The sequence below is a fragment of the Flavobacterium sp. LHD-80 genome (assembly GCF_030929605.1).
In the GTDB taxonomy this organism is placed as follows: domain Bacteria; phylum Bacteroidota; class Bacteroidia; order Flavobacteriales; family Flavobacteriaceae; genus Flavobacterium.
Genome location: NZ_JAVFVS010000004.1, coordinates 529,728 through 549,550, shown reverse-complemented (window position 1 = coordinate 549,550; position 19,823 = coordinate 529,728). Strand labels below are relative to the sequence as shown.

The following is a 19,823-nucleotide window of genomic DNA, read 5'->3' as shown; positions in this document are numbered from 1 at the left end:
CGTATAACCATTTGTACACTTAAAAATTGAGGAGACAAAAACATGAGACAACTTAAAATCACCAAGCAGGTAACTAATCGTGAAACTGCATCGTTAGATAAATATCTACAAGAAATCGGAAAAGTTGACCTAATTACCGCGGATGAAGAGGTAGAATTAGCACAAAGAATTAAGGCGGGTGATCAAAGAGCATTAGAAAAATTAACAAAAGCCAACCTACGTTTCGTTGTATCGGTGGCTAAACAATATCAAAATCAAGGATTAACTCTTCCTGACTTAATTAACGAAGGAAACTTAGGTCTTATCAAAGCAGCACAACGTTTTGATGAAACTCGTGGATTTAAATTTATCTCTTATGCAGTATGGTGGATTCGTCAATCGATCCTTCAAGCATTAGCAGAACAATCACGTATCGTTCGTTTACCATTAAACAAAATTGGTTCTATCAATAAAATCAACAAAATGTATGCATTATTAGAGCAATCTAATGAGCGTCCACCTTCTGCTGAAGAAATTGCAAAAGAACTTGACATGACTGTAAATGACGTAAAAGAGTCTATGAAAAACTCTGGACGTCACTTATCTATGGATGCACCTCTTGTTGAAGGTGAAGATTCTAACCTTTATGACGTTTTACGTTCTGGAGAATCTCCAAACCCAGACAGAGAATTAATTCACGAATCATTACGTACTGAAATCGAACGTTCATTAGAAACATTAACTCCAAGAGAGGCTGATGTAGTTCGTTTGTATTTTGGTCTTGGCGATCAACACCCAATGACTTTAGAGGAAATTGGAGAAACTTTCGACTTAACTCGTGAGCGTGTTCGTCAGATTAAAGAAAAAGCAATCCGCAGATTGAAACACACTTCTAGAAGTAAAATCCTTAAAACATACTTAGGATAAATAATATTTGTTTCAGGTTTAAAGTTTCAGGTTGCTTTGCGTATCTTGAAACATAAAACTTGAAACCTTTGTAACGCAAACAACAGTTTGATTGACTGTTCGTTTTTTGATTGATGATTGAAACTCCGGCTGATTACCGGAGTTTTTTATTTTATCTTTTTTAACGTAGCGTACAAAAAGTTTTTTCGCAAAGTTCGCAAAGAAAATTATAATGCTTATTCTCTAAGTATTCAAAAGATCTCAAAGCTTTGTGAACTTTTGAATACTTAACAAGCAATACTTAAAGAACTTCGTGCGCTCTGTGAAAAAACTTTGCGCACTTTGCGTTACTTATTAAACATAAGAACTTTGCGTAATTCTTTGCGCACTTTGCGGTTAAAATCTACCTTTGTATAAAACAACACACAATAGACAATGAAAAATACACTTATTGCTCCTTCAGTTCTTGCTGCCGATTTTGCAAATCTGCAACGTGATGTAGAAATGATCAACAACAGCCAGGCAGATTGGTTTCATATTGACATCATGGATGGTGTTTTTGTTCCGAATATTTCTTTTGGAATGCCTGTTTTAGAAGCAATTTCTAAACACGCAAAAAAAACGATAGACGTACATTTAATGATAGTTGATCCAGATCGTTATATCAAAACTTTTGCCGATTTAGGAGCCAATAATCTAACTGTACATTACGAAGCCTGCACGCATTTACATAGAACTTTACAAGCCATTAAAGCCGAAGGAATGAAAGCCGGAGTTGCAATCAATCCACATACGAATATTGATTTATTAGAAGATGTTATAAACGATATTGACTTAGTTTGTATTATGAGTGTGAACCCGGGTTTTGGCGGACAATCCTTTATCGAAAACACGTATACTAAAGTTCAAAAACTTAAAGCTTTAATCACTCGCAAAAATGCTTCAACATTAATTGAAATTGACGGCGGTGTAACCAGCAAAAATGCAAAACAATTAGTAGAAGCCGGAGCCGATGTTTTAGTTGCAGGAAGCTTTGTTTTTAAAGCCGAAAATCCAACGCAGACTATTCAAGAATTAAAAGTCCTTACTGCTTTTTAAGTTTTTCAAATTCGGAAAGAAATCAATTCCAGTCATTTTTTCCAGAGTTTCAATTGGAACTACGAAATCATAAATAGATTTCTCGCTATCTTCATTCGGAACTAAAAAAGCAATTGCTTTGTGCTCTTTTCCAGATTTAGCTACAATAATTTTATAAAAATACTTAGGGACAGCAACATTTTCTGTCCCTATTTTTTTATCTGAATCTTTCAAAACACCACCAGTTACCACATAAATATCATCGTATTTCTGGGCGAAATAACGTGTTTTCTGTTCAATTCTATTCCAAATTCCGCTATTGAAATCATGTTTTTGAGGCGAAATATTTGAGGTATAAAAAGTATCATTATAAGCATCTTTATTAAACTCCATATCACCAGCCGGACAAAGATGCCCTTTGTCATATCCTGATTTTTTATAATTTCTCCAGTCTGCAGAACCCGTTGTTACTTTGGGATCTTCAATAAAATAAGGACGTTTATAATCTCCATTTTTTAAATATTCCTTCTTTAGTTCATAAGCAACCCATTCGGCCTGCTCAAATTTTTCATTATAAGAAAGTGTGTAATATTTATGCTTTACAATTTGCCCTGTAGTTGAAGTTGGCAAATACGAAACCGTATATAAAGAATCTGTAGCATTTTGAGCCGAAGCAGAAGTAAAAGATGCTGGTTTTTCCTGCACTACTTCTTCCCTTTCTGAATTTTCTTTTTTACAAGAAAACAACATTAAACTAGCCAAACCTAAAACAATATAATTCTTCATCTTTTCTTTTATTACGAAATAAACTTACAAAAAAATGCTCCATAAATAATATATCTATGGAGCATTTTAATAACAAATTAATTCTTTATCGAACTAAGATTTTACCAGTTTATCCTTTTTCATTTTAGGAGTTACCGTATTTTTCACTAAACCTTTAGTTTGCAAATCATCTAAAACATTTAAAGCTTCTTCTACATAAACATCTTTAGATAATGCTTGATGCCAAGCTTCTCTTTTTTCTTTTAATGTAGCATCATTATTCATTTCAAGTTCTTCATAAGGCAATGATTTGAAAACCAAATTGTTTTTATAATCTGCAATTGGCTTGTATTTTTTACCTTCACTTTCAACTTGTTCTTGAGTCGCTTTAAAGTTCTTAATATTCAAACTATAAGTGTTCTCTTTATTTTTAACGTCGATCCATTTTGCATTGTCTTCAATTAATCTGAATTGATCATTGTTTGCAATTCTGTTTCGGCTATTATTAATCGCCTGAGTGAATTTTTCGTTAGAAGTCCAAGTGCTGTAATCCGCTGGATCAATTTTATCCCAAGGCATTGCGTTATCAATATCACGCTCACCCATTTTTAAATAAGCATAACGATCTGGCATTACGACATCACTATGAACACCTTCTAACTGAGTTGAACCACCATTGATTCTATAGAATTTTTGTCCCGTAATTTTTAAAGCACCAAGGTCACCGTAATTTGCATTACGCACAAATTGGTTCAAATCAAGAACGTTTTGCACTGTTCCTTTTCCATAAGTTTGTTTACTTCCAATGATTACTCCACGTTTGTAATCCTGAATTGCAGCTGCCAAAATCTCCGAAGCCGAAGCTGAGAAACTGTTAACCATAATTACTAATGGTCCGTCCCACTCGATTTTTTTATCTTTATCGTATAAAACTTCTTTCTTTTTACCAGCAGATTTTACCTGTACAATTGGCCCTTCTTCAATGAATAAACCAGCAATATCAACAACTGTAGAAAGAGATCCTCCTCCGTCATCACGAACGTCAAGTACGATTCCGTTGATATCTTCTTTTTTCAATCTTTCTACTTCAAGAGCAATATCTTTTCCGGCATCACGACCATCTTTATTTTCAAAATCAATGTAGAATTTAGGTAAATAAATCACACCGTATTTTAATCCGTTTCTTTCAACAATACTAGATTTAGCATACGTTTCTTCAATTTCAACAACATCTCTGATGATTGAAATTACTTTAATCGTTCCGTCAACTTTTTTAACTGTAAGTTTTACTTCAGTTCCTTTATGACCTTTAATTTTTTTCACAACATCATCAAGACGCATTCCCACAACATCCACTGGCTCTTCGTTTCCTTGTGCCACTTTCAAAATCATATCGCCTGCTTCAAGCTGTTTTCCTTTCCATGCTGGACCTCCAGAAATTAATTCATCAATTTGAGTAAAATCATTTTTCTTAGTCAAACGAGCGCCAATACCTTCTAATTTTCCACTGATGTTAACATCAAAACGATCTTTTTCTTCTGGTGCAAAATAACTTGTATGAGGATCAAAACGAGTCATGATTGAATTCACGTATACAGAGAACCAATCTTCTTTGTTCAAATCTTTAATCAAACTGAAATTGTCATCTAAAGATTTTAAAGAACTCTCACGAGTTTCTTTCTCTAAAGTTTCAAATGATTTTTCTTTGTAAGCAGGATCGCTTTTCTTTTTATCCTCTTCTAATTTTTGTTTTGTAACCAATGAAGAAAGTGTCGATAACTTAATTTGTTTTCTCCATCTTTCATTGATTTCTGTTGCATTTTTAGCATAAGGAAGATGCTCATAATCGGCATTAAAAGTCTCATCAACATTATAATTGAAAGGCTGTGCTAAAATAGTCTTGTAACGTTTTTTGCTTTCTTCCATACGTTTCATCAATCTTGTATAAGTAAGATTAAAAAACGTAAGATCTTTGTTCAAAAACTGGTCATCAAGCTGTAATTCGTACTGCTTAAACTCGTCAATATCAGACTGCAGGAAAAACCTTTTTGAAGGGTCTAGCGCATCGATATAATCTTTAAAAATTCCCTTAGAAAACTCATCATTGATTTCCGCCGGACTATAATGTCCTTTTTCAATAACAAAAGCAAGTAATTCTAAAAGTGTTTTATCTCTATTTGGATCCGGATCTTCAGACTTATCTGCATTTATTTTAAACGCAAACAAGGTAACAGATAAGCATAATACGGCTATAAGTATTTTATAATTTCTTTTCATAAACTTAATAATAGCATTCATCAAATTTTTTAATCTAAGTTACGGTAAAAACTGTGCCAACAAAGCCAAGCTCACTATAATTTTTTGTTAAAGATATAAAAATGTTTGTTGTTCAAAAGTCCTTTAAGATTTAGTTTACAATTTTTATTTATTTGTTAGTATTCTACCAAAATCTGTTGCTACATTTGCCTAAAGAAGCCTTAATTTTGATAAAACAAAAAATCCTCACCTAGCATGAAAGCCGAAAAACCCTTAATATTAGTAACCAATGACGACGGAATTCTAGCGCCCGGAATTAGAGCTTTAATTAGCGTTATGGAAACTATTGGCGAAGTTGTCGTTGTAGCTCCAGACAAACCTCAAAGCGCCATGGGACATGCCATTACCATAAACAATACTTTATTTTTGGATAAAATTTCAAAAGACGACGATTCAATTACCGAATACAGCTGTTCCGGAACTCCTGTAGATTGCGTAAAATTAGCCGTAAATGAGATTTTGAAAAGAAAGCCAGACCTTTGTGTTTCGGGAATAAATCACGGCTCAAACTCTTCCATCAATGTAATTTATTCTGGAACAATGAGCGCTGCCGTTGAAGCCGGAATTGAAGGAATTCAAGCCATCGGATTTTCCCTTTTAGATTTTGACTGGAATGCCGATTTTGAACCTATAAAATCATTCGTAAAAAAAATAGCACTTGAAACGCTTGCCAATAAATTACCTACTGGCGTCGTTTTAAATGTAAATTTTCCGAAATTAAAAGAAAACGAAATAAAGGGAATAAAAATTTGTCGTCAAGCGAAAGCGTATTATGCACAGAAATTTGACAAAAGACAAACACCTTTTGGAAAAGATTATTACTGGCTGACCGGAAAATTCACAAACGAAGACAAAGGCGAAGATACAGACGAATGGGCACTGGAAAACGGATACATTTCTGTAGTTCCGGTTCAGTTTGATTTAACCGCTCATCATTCAATGCAACAACTTAATACCTGGAAATTAAATGAATAAACTAGACCTACTGATTGGTTTTATAATCGGAATTATAACTTCGCTTATAGGAAGTTATCTTTTTATAAAATTATTTACCTCTTTTGATCTTTCAAACGGCCTTCAAACCATAAAACAATACGGATATTTAGGAAAAGTAATTACTTTAGGAACCGTTTTAGACCTTCTTTTGTTCTTATTCCTTTTAAAAAGAGATAAAGAAATGATGGCAAGAGGTGTTGTTTTTGCTGTGATTGTTTTGGCAATTTCGACTTTGTTTATTTAAATCTTATCTTTGTTCTGCAAAAAAAATGCTGTGCTTTTAAATTACTGCACATTTTTAAAAAACTCAATATGAAATATTACATAATAGCTGGTGAAGCTTCTGGAGATTTGCACGGTTCGAACTTAATGAAAGCTTTGTATGAAGAAGATCCGCAGGCAGAAATCAGATTTTGGGGCGGTGATTTAATGCAGAAAGCTGGCGGAACTTTAGTAAAACACTATCGTGACTTGGCTTTTATGGGATTCGTTGAAGTTGTTTTTAATTTGAAAACAATTTTGAGCAATATTAAAATCTGCAAAAAAGACATTTCTGAATTCAAACCAGATGTATTAATTTTTATTGACTATCCAGGCTTCAATATGCGTATTGCAAAATGGGCAAAAGCTCTAAATTACAAAACGCACTACTATATTTCGCCGCAAATTTGGGCTTGGAAAGAAAACAGAATTACAGCGATCAAACAAGATGTCGATAAAATGTTTGTGATTCTTCCGTTTGAAAAAAGTTTTTACGAAGACAAACATCATTTTCCAGTTGATTTTGTTGGGCATCCGTTAATCGATGCAATCCAGAATCAGCCTGCTTTTGATGAAGCAACTTTCAGAAAAGAAAATAAATTAGGCGAAAAACCTATTATTGCCGTTTTACCAGGAAGCCGTAAACAGGAAATCACAAAAATGTTGAGTGTTATGCTGAGTGTTGTTGATGATTTTCAAGATTATGAATTTGTAATTGCCGGCGCTCCTAGTCAGGATTATGAATTTTATCAGCAGTTTATAAAAAATAAAAATATTGCATTTGTTTCTAACAGAACTTACGATTTGCTTCGCTCTTCAACAGCGGCTTTAGTAACTTCAGGAACTGCGACCTTAGAAACTGCTCTTTTTAAAGTTCCAGAAGTAGTTTGCTATAAAGGAAGCGCCATTTCATATCAAATTGCCAAACGTATTATCACACTGAAATATATTTCACTTGTCAATTTAATTATGGACCAAGAAGTTGTAACCGAATTGATTCAAGACCAATGCAATACAAAACGTATTAAAGAAGAATTGCAAAAACTTTTAGAACCGGCATATCGTGAAAAACTATTGAAAAATTACGATATTCTAGAACAAAAGCTTGGCGGTGTTGGTGCCAGCAAAAAAACAGCAAAGCTTATTGTTGCCGACTTAAAGCAAGCTTAAACTTTTTTGATTTTGAAAAAAATAATTGTTTTACTTCTTTTAGCAATCACTTTTGCTTCTTGTAAATCTTCTTCTAGTGCCGTGAGCAAAAAGGAGCCAAAACGAGAAAACAAGTACATTGTAAATCATTTAATTGAAACCGCCACAGAAAATATTGGTGTAAAATATAAAGCTGGCGGTACAACAAAAGCTGGTTTTGACTGTTCTGGTTTGGTTTATGCCACTTTTGAATCTGAAAATATAAAATTACCAAGAAGCTCTTTTGAACAAGCGAAAATCGGAATTGTTATTTCTTTGAAAGATGCTAAAAAAGGAGATTTGATTTTCTTTAAAACCAACAAAAGCAAGCAGATAAACCACGTTGGATTGATTACAGAAATCAATTCAAATGAAATCAAGTTTGTTCATTCTTCCACTTCAAAAGGCGTGATTATTTCATCGACAAAAGAATCGTATTACCAAAATTCTTTTGCACAAATCAATCGCATTGTAGAATAATAAATTTATACTCTTTTTCTTACAAAATTTTAATACTTTTAAAACATGAAAGTATTAGATTTTCCCTTGGTCAGAATTACCTTTTGGTTCCTTGCCGGTATTTTGTTTTTTTATTATACGAAAATTTCGCTCGCAATTTCAATCACGGCGTTAATTATCAGTACAATTGCTTTTTTGATTTTATACTTTCCAAGTAGAAAAAACAAAGCAACAATTCCTTTTTTTGGTCTAAGCACTTACTTTACAGCATTTTTTATAGGCGGAATTACACTGCTATTACACACAAATTCGCTTCAAAAATCAAACTACATTCATTATCAAAAAGCATTTAAAATTCCATCTCAAATAACTTTTACACTTCATGAAAAACTCAAAAGCAATTCGTTTAGTGATCGATATACAGCGCTAATAAATAGCATTGATGACAAAGCTTATTCTGGAAAAATCATAGTAAATATTGCAAAAGACAGTACCGATAATTCCTTGGTAATTGGAAACCGAATTAAAGCAAAAACCACTTTGCAAACTAATAAATCAAACAAAAATCCGAATCAGTTTGATTATGCTAAATATCTATCTGATCGACAGATTTATGCTCAAATTTATTGTACCAAAACTCAATTCAAGATTAATAAAATCATTCAAAAAGATATTTGGTACTATTCAGATTGTCTTCATCAGCGCATCATTCACAATTTAGAAAAAGCACATTTTAATGCGGTCGAAATGAATGTGGCTCTTGCCTTGATTTTAGGCCAACAACAGGAAATTTCAGCAGATATTATTCAAGATTACCAATACTCTGGCGCTACACATATTTTATCAGTTTCTGGGCTTCACGTCGGTTTTATAATGCTGTTAATAAATTTTATTTTAAAACCAATTCCAAACACAAGAAAAGGTTCTTTTATAAAATTAATTTCGGTGCTAACAGCTCTTAGCTTTTTTGCCGTTATTTCAGGCTTATCTCCATCCGTTTTGCGTTCTGTAGTAATGTTTTCATTTTTATCAATTGGAAATCATCTTCGTCGAACTGGCAATATTTATAATACTCTTTTAGTTTCAATGCTTTTAATTTTGCTCTTCGAACCTTATTTCTTGTTTGATGCAGGTTTTCAGCTAAGTTATATTGCTTTGTTTTTTATTATTTGGCTTCAGCCTTTATTAAAAAAGCTATGGACGCCAAAGAACAAAATCGTCGTTTATATCTGGGATGCGCTTACGGTTTCATTCGCGGCACAAATAGGCGCTTTTCCACTGTGTTTGTATTATTTTCATCAATTTCCTGGATTGTTTTTTATTACAAATATTGCAATTATTCCGGTTTTAGCCTTTGTAATGATTGCTGGTATTATTGTAATGGTTTACGCAGTTTTTGATACGCCACCATTTTTCTTAGCCAAAATTCTAGAGAAAAGTATTTATCTTTTAAACGAAATAATCCATATTGTTGCATCAATAAAATCATTCGTGATATTGGATATCAGTTTTAGCTTTTATTTTCTGATCAGCTTTTATGTACTTATATTCACAACAATTATTTGGTTTAAAAAACCCGCTTTCTTAAAATTAGCAATGGTTTTAATCGCAATTATTTTTGTTCAGATTTCATTCATTTACACCAAAAAAGAAACGGAAACACAAAAAGAAATGATTGTATATAACCTCAAGAAAAAAACAATTATCACAATACGATCTGGAAAAAATATTGCTCTTTTCACAAATGATAATCTTCTTTTGAAGGATTCAAAAAACAGTACTTTAAGCTCTTATTTGGTTGGAAATTTTGCAAAAATAAAATCCGTAAATCAACTACAAAACTTAATATACTACAACAGAAAAAAAATCTTCATTATAGATAGCTCTGGCATTTATGATAAAAAAATACAACCCGATATTTTGCTACTGACACAATCGTCAAAAATAAATTTAGACCGACTTCTAACTGAAACTCATCCTAAAGCGGTTATTGCTGATGCCTCAAATTCTAATTCGATTCAAAAAATATGGAAAACTACCTGCATCAAAAAAAATATCCCTTTTCACGCCACAGCCGAAAAGGGATATTATAAGTTAAAATAAAATTTTATTATTCTGGATTCAGCATAATATTAGCTTCCGATATCCATGCTTTTGCCGTCACTGGCTTATAAGGCAGTCTACCTAACAGATTAAAGGTTGTCTTGGTTTTTCGCACAGAAGCTAACGTCAAACAAGCTTGAGGCAATTCTATTACACCAAGTGCCGCTTTCAAGCTTACATTTTGCTCTTTTTCAGCATCTGATATTGTTGTATCTGATAAATCCAATTTTACCAAAACAACATTGTCACGAGCCCAAACAACAAAATCTGGTGTATTAAAAATTTCATTTTGAAGTTTAGTTGGCGCGCCAGCAATTGTAAAGAATATAAACAACGGTCTTTTTTGTTCCATACTTGCTGCAACAGCATCTGTCATTGAAGTTTTCCACACTAATCCTTGAGAATGTAGAAAAAACGAACCTAAAAATAATAGCAGGGTCAGTACTTTTTTAATCATAATTATTTGGGGTTTGAAGTAGGTTAATTTCGACTAAAGTACTATAATATCCCACTAAAACCCACATCATTAAACAAAAAATTGAAAAAAAACATAAGAAAATCGAATTTGCTAATAAAAAGTTAAATAAATATAAAAATGAAAAAAAATGATGGCGAATTTTTTAAACTTTTCATTGCGATTAAAAAAAAATCCCCATCTTATTTTCATAAAAAGGGGATATTTTAACTAAAAAATAAGTTAATCCTTATTCACTAGGATGTAAAATTCCATTTGACTCTGCAATCCATGCTTTAGCTCCTCCTGGCTTGTAGGCAATTTTTCCTAAAGCACTAAATGTAGTTTTGCTTTTTCTGATAGAAGCACTTGCAAAACACACCTGAGGAAGCTCATCAACGCCAAAAGCATTTTTCAATCTAAGGTTCTGTTCTTTATCACTGTCTGATGCAGAATTATCAGAAAGATCCAGTTTTACCAAAATCACATTGTCGCGCGACCACACGGCAAAATCTGGAGTTTTAAAAATTTCATTCTGAAGATTCTCTGGTACACCTGAGGCAGTGAAAAGAATTAACATTGGTTTTCTTTGTTCATTACTTATTGCAATTGCATCTGCCATATTGGTTTTCCAAACAAGATTTTGTGCTTGCATAAAAAATGAACCTAAAAAAAATAGTAGGATAAGTAATTTTTTGGTCATATTATATTGGTTTTGGTTAGATAGAGGAACGAAATTAACATAATATTTTAATTATCCAATTTTTATTAATACAAAAAATACATAATGCATTTTTTTATAACTAAAAAAAAATCAAATACATAATTCCACCAAAAAATAACTAAAAACTTTTCCTACGAAATAAAAAAAGCTCCTTATGCAAATGAGCATAAGGAGCTTTTTATTTTAATTTACTTAAAAATTTAAGATTTCTTTGGGTTTACGATTCCGTCAGCAACCGTCAGCCATGCCGATGGTCCTCCGGCAACGTAGCCCGTTTGACCTAAACCTTTAAAGTTTACTTTTCCATCTTTAGATTCAGCACTTGTAAAATAGATAGTTGGAAATCCCTGTATTCCAAATGCTTGTTGTAACTCATTATTCTGGTTTTTGATTTCAGGAGTCTGTGGTGTTCTTCTTGGGTAATCCAATTCAACCAAAACAACATTATCAGTCGCCCATTTTTTAAATTCAGGAGTTTTCAAAACTTCATTCTGTAATCTTATGCACCATCCGCACCAATCACTTCCTGTAAAAAACATCAACATAGGTTTATGAACAGTATTGCTTACTGTAATAGCTTCTCTTACATCAGTATACCATTTAAGTTCCTGAGCTTGAGACACAAAACCTCCTATTAAGAACAATGTAATTATGTATAATTTCTTCATCTTAGTTTTCTTTGGTACAAATTTAAACAAAAAAAGAATCGCTAAATACGATCTATTTTACTTCTTGCATTAATTTTTTGATCAACGGCATAGCAATTATGAAAGCAACACCAGCAACTACAGCATAAATTGCTAATTGATAATAACCATCAGTATAAGCAATCAACTTAGACATTAAGGTAGTCCCAGTATTTGCATTTGACATTTCGGCTCCTAATTTTCCAGCAGCAAACTGCCCAAATGCACTAGACAAAAACCATAATCCCATCATCATTCCAAACAATCTTTTAGGAGACAACTTAGTAATTACAGACATTCCGATTGGACCAATACATAATTCCCCAAGTGTATACAGAAGATATCCTAAAGCAAAAACATCTAGAGAACTTAATCCGTCTTTATTAACAAAAAATCTTGCCGCATAAAAAATAAAGAATCCTGCTGCTAATAAAAGGAATGACAAACTAAATTTTATAATCGTATTTGGCTCAATTTTTCGCTTCGCCATATATATCCACAACAAACCAACTAATGGACTAAAAATAATCACATATAATGAATTTATACTATTATTCACCACATTAGGATCAATATTGAAAAACAACAATTTAGTAGATAAATTATCTTTTGCAAACAAAGACAACGAACCTCCCGATTGCTCAGAAATAGCCATAAACATAAAATACGCAAAAATAAAGATAAATGCCGCCAACAGCTTAAGTTGCTGTTTTCCTTCTTTAATCATTATTAATTCATATATAAAATATATTAATGCCAAAATCCCTATCGTATACATAAAATACTCTGTATAATCAGAATTTATAACCATTATGTAAACAAGTGGAATTACCACTATAGAACCAGCATAAACTAAGATTTCGTAAAGATTGCGTTTTTTAGGTGTCTGTTTTTCTAATGGAGAATTTCCAATTGGAGCAAGGTGCTTTTTAGTCAAAAGAAATGTTACAACCCCGATAACCATAACAATAGCCGCGGAAAGGAAGCATAAACTCCAAGAATAGTTTTTCCCTAAATAAATAGGAATAGCTCCTCCTAGCATTCCGCCAATGTTGATTCCTGCATAAAACAATCCGTAACCTGCGTCACGGCGCCCATCTTCTTCGTGATATAATTCGCCAACCATTGAAGAAACATTTGGCTTAAAAAAACCTGTTCCAATAATAGAAAGTGTTATTCCGTAATAAAAGAAATCATGCGGATTTGCAGCAATCAGTAAATTACCCAAAATCATAACGATTCCTCCAAAAAGAAGTGATTTTTTAAAACCTAAAATTTTATCCGCAAAAATCCCTCCAATAAATGTAAAAGCATAAACAAAAGCCTGTACAGCGCCATATTGAAGATTTGCTTCCCCTTCAACCAAACCTAATTGGTCTACCATGAAAACTGCTAAAACCCCTCTCATTCCGTAGAAGCAAAAACGCTCCCACATTTCAACCAAAAACAAGTACCACAATTGTTTTGGGTACTTGCCTTTAAAATTTTGAATTTCTTCTAATGTAATTGTCTTTTCCATTTTATCTAACACCGTGCATCATTTTCTTTAAGAATGGTGTTAAAGCAAATAACACAATCGCTGCAATACCAGTAAGTACAACAAACACCATGAAGAATTCATATAAGTTATGAATCTCGAATCCAGCAAAAAAGTGATTCGCTGCACTAATTTGGTGTTTTTCCAAAAGCGCTAATTGCTCAGCTGTTGGAGTAACAGTTTTGTCTAAAATTGCTTGAAGATCGATTCCTAATTCTTTTGCTTTTGCAAATTTATCACCTGTAGCTGGCAAAATTGCTCCTAATGTTCCTCCTAAAGCATAACCAGAAGCATTCGACAAGAAAAACACTCCATATAATAAAGAAGCAAAACGTTTTGGAGATAATTTACCAACCAATGACAATCCAATTGGCGATAAACATAATTCAGCACATGTATTTAAGAAATATAATAAAATCAACCATTTAACCAATAATAAACCAGAAGTTCCGATATAAGAAACCTGAGTTGCAATCATAAAGAAGCTCACAGAAATTATAACAAGTCCAAAAGCCAGTTTTACTGGAGAAATTGGTTCTTTATCTTTTGCTCTCAATGTATCCCATAATACACTAAACGGAACAGCTAATAACACCACAAATAATCCGTTAAAAATCTGCACCATAGATGCAGGCATCAGAAAACCAAAGAAATGTCTATCCGTTTGATTATCTGCAATAAAAGTTAAAGAAGAACCTGCTTGCTCAAACGCCGCCCAAAAGAAAATAATAAAGAACGAAACTATATAAATTACAATAATTCTATCTCTCTCGATTTTTGTCAATGACGAATCTGATACAATTAGTCCTGCCAAGGCTAAACCGCTTGAATAAATTAAAGTATAAATTAAATTTTGACCTACAACATAGTGGAAAAAGAATCCTAAAGCGATAAATGCAATTCCTGCAATTGTCAAAGCTTTACTCGAAAAGTTTGCTTGCTGCGCTTCTCCTTCTTCAAAATCAGAAGCGTCATTTTTAGAAGGAAGGCCACCTAATGGTTTTCCTTCTGGAGAAACTACATATTTATTCTTTAAGAAGTAAAAAAGTATTGTCCCTAATAACATAGCGATAGAAGCCGCCAAGAATCCCCATTTAAAAGCATGAACATCTCTAAAACCACTAGCATCTTTAACATCTCCTAAAAGAGGGCAAATAGATTGTCCTAAGAACGCTCCAATATTAATCCCCATATAGAAAATAGTAAAAGCAGAATCCAGCTTTGTTTTTTCCTGTTTTGGGTATAAACTTCCCACCATACTAGAAATATTTGGCTTAAAGAAACCATTACCAAAAACAATCGTTCCTAAACCGCAGAACATAATCACTCTTGCTAAATCTTGATTTCCTTCAAAAACACTTCCGCTGGTAAACAACAGCAACTGTCCCGTCGCCATTAACAATCCGCCAAGCAAAATACAGTTTCTATTTCCAAAATATCTGTCTGCAATAAAACCTCCAAGCATTGGAGTCAAATAACAAAGTCCAAGAAAACCTCCATAAATTAATGACGCTTCTTCTTCCTTCATTAATAATGAGTTCACAAGAAATAAAGTCAATAAAGCTCGCATTCCATAAAAATTGAATCGCTCCCACATCTCCGTCCCAAACAATACCCAAAGTCCTTTTGGATGCGCAGTTTTTACTTTAGTTTCTCCCATATTATTCATTCTTATTTAAGGTTAATATTTTAGATTTATAAATTTTCTTTGATAAAGTTACTCATTTTATTATAAAGCTGAATTCTGGTTTTTCCGCCAATAATTCCGTGGTCTTTATCTGGGTAAATTTGAGAATCAAATTGTTTGTTTGCCTGAATCAAAGCTTCCATCATCTGCATTGAATTCTGCACGTGCACGTTGTCATCACCTGAACCGTGAATCAATAGGAATTTGCCTTTTAATTTTTCAACATGGTTTATAGGAGAGTTTTGATCGTATCCAGTTGGATTTTCCTGTGGCGTCTGCATGTATCTTTCTGTGTAAACACTGTCATAGAATCTCCAGTTTGTAACTGGCGCAACAGCAATTGCCATTTTGAAAACATCATTTCCTTGGAAAATACAGTTTGAAGCCATAAATCCACCATAGCTCCATCCCCAAATACCAATTCTTGAAGCATCAACATACGGATAAGAACCAATCACTTTTGCAGCATCGATTTGATCTTCAACTTCATATTTACCTAATTGTAATTGTGTTACTTTTTTGAAATCAGCACCTTTATATCCAGTCCCTCTTCCGTCAACACAAGCCACGATATAACCTTGCTGTGTAAGCATCATGAACCAATATTCGTTTGAGCTTCCCCATCCGTTTACAACCTGCTGTGAACCTGGACCAGAATACTGAATCATGAAAACTGGATATTTTTTTGAAGCATCGAAATCTTTTGGCTTCATAATCCATGCATTCAATTCATTCCCTTTAGCTGTTTTTAAAACAAAAAACTCTTTTGAAGGAAGATTATATCCTTTTAATTTGTCAGCAAGAGCTTGATTGTTTTCTATAACCTGAATTTCTTTCCCTGCTTTTGCATCGTTTAATGTATAAACAGTAGGCTGAGAAGCGCTAGAATAGGTATTAATGAAGTATTGGAAGTTTGGACTAAATGTCGCTTTATTTGTTCCAACTTTATTCGTCAAAGCAACTTTGTTTTTTCCGTCTAATGAAATGCGGTAAACTGCTCTGTTTATAGATCCATTTTCTGTAGACTGATAGAAAATAGTTTTCGTTTTTTCGTCAAAACCGTAGTATGAAGTAACTTCCCAGTTTCCTTTTGTAACTTGATTTTTAAGCTTTCCGGTTTTATCATAAACATAAATATGATTAAATCCGTCTTTTTCGCTTGTCCAGATAAAACTGTTGTCTTTTAAGAAAGTTAAGTTATCTGTAACATCAACATAAGCTTTGTCTTTTTCGTTTAAAACTACTTTTGCCGCAGCAGTAGTTCCATCAACAAACAACAAATCTAAATTATCTTGGTGGCGATTTAAAACCTGAGCTGATAATACATTATTATCATTTGTCCATTGCATTCTTGCAATATAAAAATCATTGTAGTTTCCTAAATCAACTTTTTTAGAAGTACTTGCCGCTGCATCATAAATATGCAATGAAACTGCTGAATTCTTTTCTCCTGCTTTAGGATATTTGAAAGTTTCGATTTTCGGATATAAATCTTTGTGAAATATTGACATTGAAAACTCTGGAACTTGGCTTTCGTCAAAACGGATATAAGCTAATTTTTTACTGTCTTTACTCCAGTCAAATGCACGTACAAATGCAAATTCCTCTTCATAAACCCAGTCCGTAATACCATTTATAACAGCATTCTTTTTTCCATCAGTTGTAACAGCAACTGATTTTTTTGAAGCAACATCATAAATATAAAGGTTGTTTTCTTTTGCGTAAGCGATTTTTGTTCCGTCTGGCGAAAAAGTTGGTTCCTGAATTTGGAAATCAACCAATTTAGTCAAGCTTTTTGTTGCAATATCATAAAGAAAATAATCTGCAGTGAAGGAATGACGGAAAATTTTATTTGAATGACACGCAATTAAAATCTTTTTTTCAGAAGCATCAAAAGTGTAAGCGTCAATTCCGTCAGCAAGCTCTTTGAAGTTTTTAGTATCGATTAAATTTGATACTTTTTTTAGCGTTGCAAAGTCATATAAATCAACCTGTGCGCTTCCACTTGCCTGATCGACATTTAAAACAGTATATTGATTGGTATTTTTTAAGGATTGCATTTGGTCCATTCCTTTAGCCCGAAATATACCTCCAAAAATGTTTTCGACAGTTATTTTCTGCTGTCCAAAAACCACCGCAGTTAAAAATAAAAGTACTGCAGTAAATTTACTTGTATTCATTATAATTATTTTAAATATAAAAAGAGCCCAATTTTAGTAAAAAAAATAAACATAATACACATTTTAAGTGTTAAATGTTAAAAAAAATAACGATTGCGTACTTTCACAACTCAAATAGATTGCAATCAAAACTCTTAAAATAGTATCTTTGTGCGCACAATATTATTTAACACACTGAGAATGAACAACGCTGTTGCCGGATTTTCTAAATTATCCAAAAAAGAAAAAATAAACTGGATCGCAAACGAATATTTTTCTACTCCTGAAGAGGCTCTAAATATTATAAGAAATTACTGGAATTCAGACGAAAAGCTTCAGCAGCTTCATGATGAATTTATCGAAAATACAATTACCAACTTATATATTCCGCTTGGAGTTGCTCCCAATTTTTTGATTAATGGGAAATACAAAACCATCCCAATGGCAATTGAAGAAAGTTCTGTTGTTGCTGCAGCATCAAAAGCAGCAAAATTCTGGGCAACACGCGGCGGGTTCAAAACAACGATAATTAATACCGAAAAAATTGGCCAGGTGCATTTTACCTTTAATGGAAATTCGGAAAAACTACAATCTTTCTTCGAAGAAATCAAACCTAAATTTTTCTCTGAAACGCAAAGCATTACCAAAAATATGCAACAGCGTGGAGGCGGAATTTTAGATATTCAATTAAAAGACAAAAGAAACCTGCTTGAAAATTATTTTCAGCTTCATGCAACTTTCGAAACGAAAGACAGCATGGGCGCCAATTTCATCAATTCTTGCCTGGAGCAGTTTGCTTCGACTTTGAAAGAGGAATTTCAAAACTCTGATTTATTTTCTGAAGAAGATGCGCTTCAAGTAATTATGAGTATTTTATCTAATTATGTACCACATTGTCTTGTAAGAGCCGAAGTTTCCTGCCCAATTGAAGATTTGTCAGAAAAACATATCACAAACCCACAAGAATTTGCAGAACGTTTTGTTCAGGCGGTTCAAATTGCCGAAGTTGAGCCTTTTAGAGCCGTAACACACAACAAAGGAATTATGAATGGCGTTGATGCAGTAGTTTTAGCAACTGGAAACGACTTTAGAGCAATCGAAGCCGGAGTTCATGCTTATGCATCAAAAAACGGTCAATACTCAAGTTTGTCACATGCAAAAATCGAAAACGGGATTTTTACTTTCTGGATCGAAATCCCTTTAGCTTTAGGAACTGTAGGCGGCCTAACTTCATTACATCCGCTGGTAAAATTATGTCTGGAAATCCTACAAAAACCTTCGGCGACTGAATTAATGGAAATTACAGCTGTTGCGGGTCTGGCACAAAATTTCGCCGCTTTGCGTTCTCTTACAACAACTGGAATTCAGGAAGGACATATGAAAATGCACCTTAATAACATCATCAATCAGTTTGAAGCAACTCCTGAAGAGCGTCAGTTAATTAAAGCTCATTTTAAAAAAACTGCAGTATCGCATAGTGCTGTAGTGGAGTTTATCGAGAATTTAAGAAAATAATTAGAAGCCAATCCCGCTATCCGCTACAATCTTTTGCCTCCCGATAGCTTTCGGGACCGGCATAAAAGGATTTTCACTGCTATCGGGGCTAAAAAATCACGTATGTCAACAACCTTTTACAGTAACGGAAAATTATTCATCTCTGGAGAATATTTAGTTTTAGACGGCGCAGATGCTTTTGCTTTGCCAACTAAATTTGGACAGAATTTAATTGTCGAAAATGCAAAAGACAAAATCATCGATTGGAAAAGCTATGATTACGATAACACGCTTTGGTTTGAAAATACAATTTCATTTGACGAAATCATCAATAAAACAGATTCAGAAATTGAAACTGTAAAAACAACGCTGATTAATATTCTTCATGAAGCTTATTTATTAAATCCAGATTTTATAAATAATTCTGATGGATACAAAATCACAACAAACTTGACATTTCCAAGAAATTGGGGCTTAGGAACTTCATCGACTTTGATTAACAATATCGCGCAATGGACAAAAATTAATGCTTTTACATTACTGAGAAACAGTTTTGGCGGAAGCGGTTACGATATTGCGTGCGCTCAAAACGACACTCCTATTCTTTATAAAATAGAAAACAACAATGTTGAACCTGTTGACTTCAACCCTGATTTTACAAAAAATATTTTCTTTGTTTATCTGAATAAAAAACAGAACAGCAAAGCCGCCATTCACGCCTACAATAAACACAAAGATCAAAATTTAGCTAAAAGTGTTGCTGAAAACAATAAAATCACCAACGCAATTTTGCATGCTAAAACACTAGCAGAATTTGCAAAAGCAGTTGAAAGGCACGAAAACCATTTAAGTGACATTCTAGAAATTCAAACGATAAAAGAAAAAGCTTTTCCTGATTTTAATGGTACAATTAAAAGTCTAGGTGCGTGGGGAGGCGATTTTGTGATGGTAATTTCAAAAGAAAACCCAGCAGCATATTTTCAGTCAAAAGGATATGAAACCATTCTTACTTATGAAGAAATGATTTTATAA

Annotated in this window: 17 protein-coding genes; 9 read left to right on the top strand and 8 right to left on the bottom strand. The window is 33.2% G+C overall.

Annotated features, from left to right (window positions below; translation table 11 throughout):
- The first annotated feature begins 42 nt into the window (after nt 1-42).
- Nucleotides 43-906 carry an RNA polymerase sigma factor RpoD/SigA gene (locus tag RB619_RS06955; protein WP_007804760.1) on the top strand — a complete coding sequence of 288 codons (864 nt, stop codon included), beginning with the start codon at nt 43-45 and terminating at the stop codon, nt 904-906.
- 414 nt (nt 907-1,320) lie between these two features.
- Complete coding sequence (gene rpe, locus RB619_RS06950) at nt 1,321-1,983, top strand: ribulose-phosphate 3-epimerase (RefSeq protein ID WP_308095750.1); 663 nt, start codon at nt 1,321-1,323, stop codon at nt 1,981-1,983.
- Here the strand turns inward: rpe and RB619_RS06945 are convergent.
- Both RB619_RS06945 and RB619_RS06940 read right to left on the bottom strand, forming a co-directional pair.
- Nucleotides 1,960-2,748 carry a DNA/RNA non-specific endonuclease gene (locus tag RB619_RS06945; protein ID WP_308095749.1) on the bottom strand — a complete coding sequence of 263 codons (789 nt, stop codon included), beginning with the start codon at nt 2,746-2,748 and terminating at the stop codon, nt 1,960-1,962. The two genes, rpe and RB619_RS06945, sit on opposite strands and share 24 nt — an antisense overlap.
- Before the next feature lie 93 nt (nt 2,749-2,841).
- The gene (locus tag RB619_RS06940) at nt 2,842-5,025 is read right to left on the bottom strand and encodes a carboxy terminal-processing peptidase (protein WP_308095748.1); all 2,184 of its coding nucleotides are present in this window, start codon (nt 5,023-5,025) and stop codon (nt 2,842-2,844) included.
- Between the two features lie 213 nt (nt 5,026-5,238).
- On the opposite strand from RB619_RS06940, the gene surE reads away from it, so the two are divergent.
- The 5 genes from surE to RB619_RS06915 all read left to right on the top strand — a co-directional run bounded on the left by surE (nt 5,239) and on the right by RB619_RS06915 (nt 10,050).
- Entirely contained in the window at nt 5,239-6,018 is a 780-nt protein-coding gene (gene surE, locus RB619_RS06935) for a 5'/3'-nucleotidase SurE (protein WP_308095747.1), read from the top strand.
- The gene (locus RB619_RS06930) at nt 6,011-6,283 is read left to right on the top strand and encodes a hypothetical protein (RefSeq protein WP_308095746.1); all 273 of its coding nucleotides are present in this window, start codon (nt 6,011-6,013) and stop codon (nt 6,281-6,283) included. Before surE ends, RB619_RS06930 begins: the two co-directional genes overlap by 8 nt.
- Nucleotides 6,284-6,351: 68 nt before the next feature.
- The gene (gene lpxB / locus RB619_RS06925) at nt 6,352-7,470 is read left to right on the top strand and encodes a lipid-A-disaccharide synthase (protein WP_308095745.1); all 1,119 of its coding nucleotides are present in this window, start codon (nt 6,352-6,354) and stop codon (nt 7,468-7,470) included.
- Nucleotides 7,471-7,482: 12 nt separating this feature from the next.
- Nucleotides 7,483-7,968, top strand: coding sequence for a C40 family peptidase (locus RB619_RS06920; RefSeq protein ID WP_308095744.1), 486 nt, complete (start codon nt 7,483-7,485; stop codon nt 7,966-7,968).
- A 45-nt stretch (nt 7,969-8,013) separates the two neighbouring features.
- Complete coding sequence (locus tag RB619_RS06915; RefSeq protein WP_308095743.1) at nt 8,014-10,050, top strand: ComEC/Rec2 family competence protein; 2,037 nt, start codon at nt 8,014-8,016, stop codon at nt 10,048-10,050.
- Between the two features lie 7 nt (nt 10,051-10,057).
- Here RB619_RS06915 and RB619_RS06910 read toward each other — a convergent pair whose 3' ends face one another.
- From RB619_RS06910 to RB619_RS06885, 6 genes are all read right to left on the bottom strand, one after another.
- Complete coding sequence (locus tag RB619_RS06910; protein ID WP_308095742.1) at nt 10,058-10,507, bottom strand: thioredoxin family protein; 450 nt, start codon at nt 10,505-10,507, stop codon at nt 10,058-10,060.
- A 247-nt stretch (nt 10,508-10,754) separates the two neighbouring features.
- Nucleotides 10,755-11,207 (bottom strand): thioredoxin family protein, encoded by a 453-nt coding sequence (locus RB619_RS06905; RefSeq protein ID WP_308095741.1) that lies wholly within the window; start codon nt 11,205-11,207, stop codon nt 10,755-10,757.
- 221 nt (nt 11,208-11,428) lie between these two features.
- Complete coding sequence (locus RB619_RS06900; RefSeq protein ID WP_308095740.1) at nt 11,429-11,896, bottom strand: thioredoxin fold domain-containing protein; 468 nt, start codon at nt 11,894-11,896, stop codon at nt 11,429-11,431.
- 52 nt (nt 11,897-11,948) lie between these two features.
- On the bottom strand, nt 11,949-13,433 hold the full coding sequence (locus RB619_RS06895) for a peptide MFS transporter (RefSeq protein WP_308095739.1): 1,485 nt from the start codon (nt 13,431-13,433) through the stop codon (nt 11,949-11,951).
- A 1-nt stretch (nt 13,434) separates the two neighbouring features.
- Nucleotides 13,435-15,111 carry a peptide MFS transporter gene (locus RB619_RS06890; protein ID WP_308096170.1) on the bottom strand — a complete coding sequence of 559 codons (1,677 nt, stop codon included), beginning with the start codon at nt 15,109-15,111 and terminating at the stop codon, nt 13,435-13,437.
- Between the two features lie 35 nt (nt 15,112-15,146).
- On the bottom strand, nt 15,147-17,318 hold the full coding sequence (locus RB619_RS06885; RefSeq protein WP_308095738.1) for a S9 family peptidase: 2,172 nt from the start codon (nt 17,316-17,318) through the stop codon (nt 15,147-15,149).
- 180 nt (nt 17,319-17,498) lie between these two features.
- Here RB619_RS06885 and RB619_RS06880 point away from each other — a divergent pair, with 180 nt between their 5' ends.
- Together RB619_RS06880 and RB619_RS06875 are read left to right on the top strand one after the other, a co-directional pair.
- Nucleotides 17,499-18,812, top strand: coding sequence for a hydroxymethylglutaryl-CoA reductase, degradative (locus RB619_RS06880; protein ID WP_308095737.1), 1,314 nt, complete (start codon nt 17,499-17,501; stop codon nt 18,810-18,812).
- Nucleotides 18,813-18,914: 102 nt separating this feature from the next.
- Nucleotides 18,915-19,823 (top strand): GYDIA family GHMP kinase, encoded by a 909-nt coding sequence (locus tag RB619_RS06875; RefSeq protein ID WP_308095736.1) that lies wholly within the window; start codon nt 18,915-18,917, stop codon nt 19,821-19,823.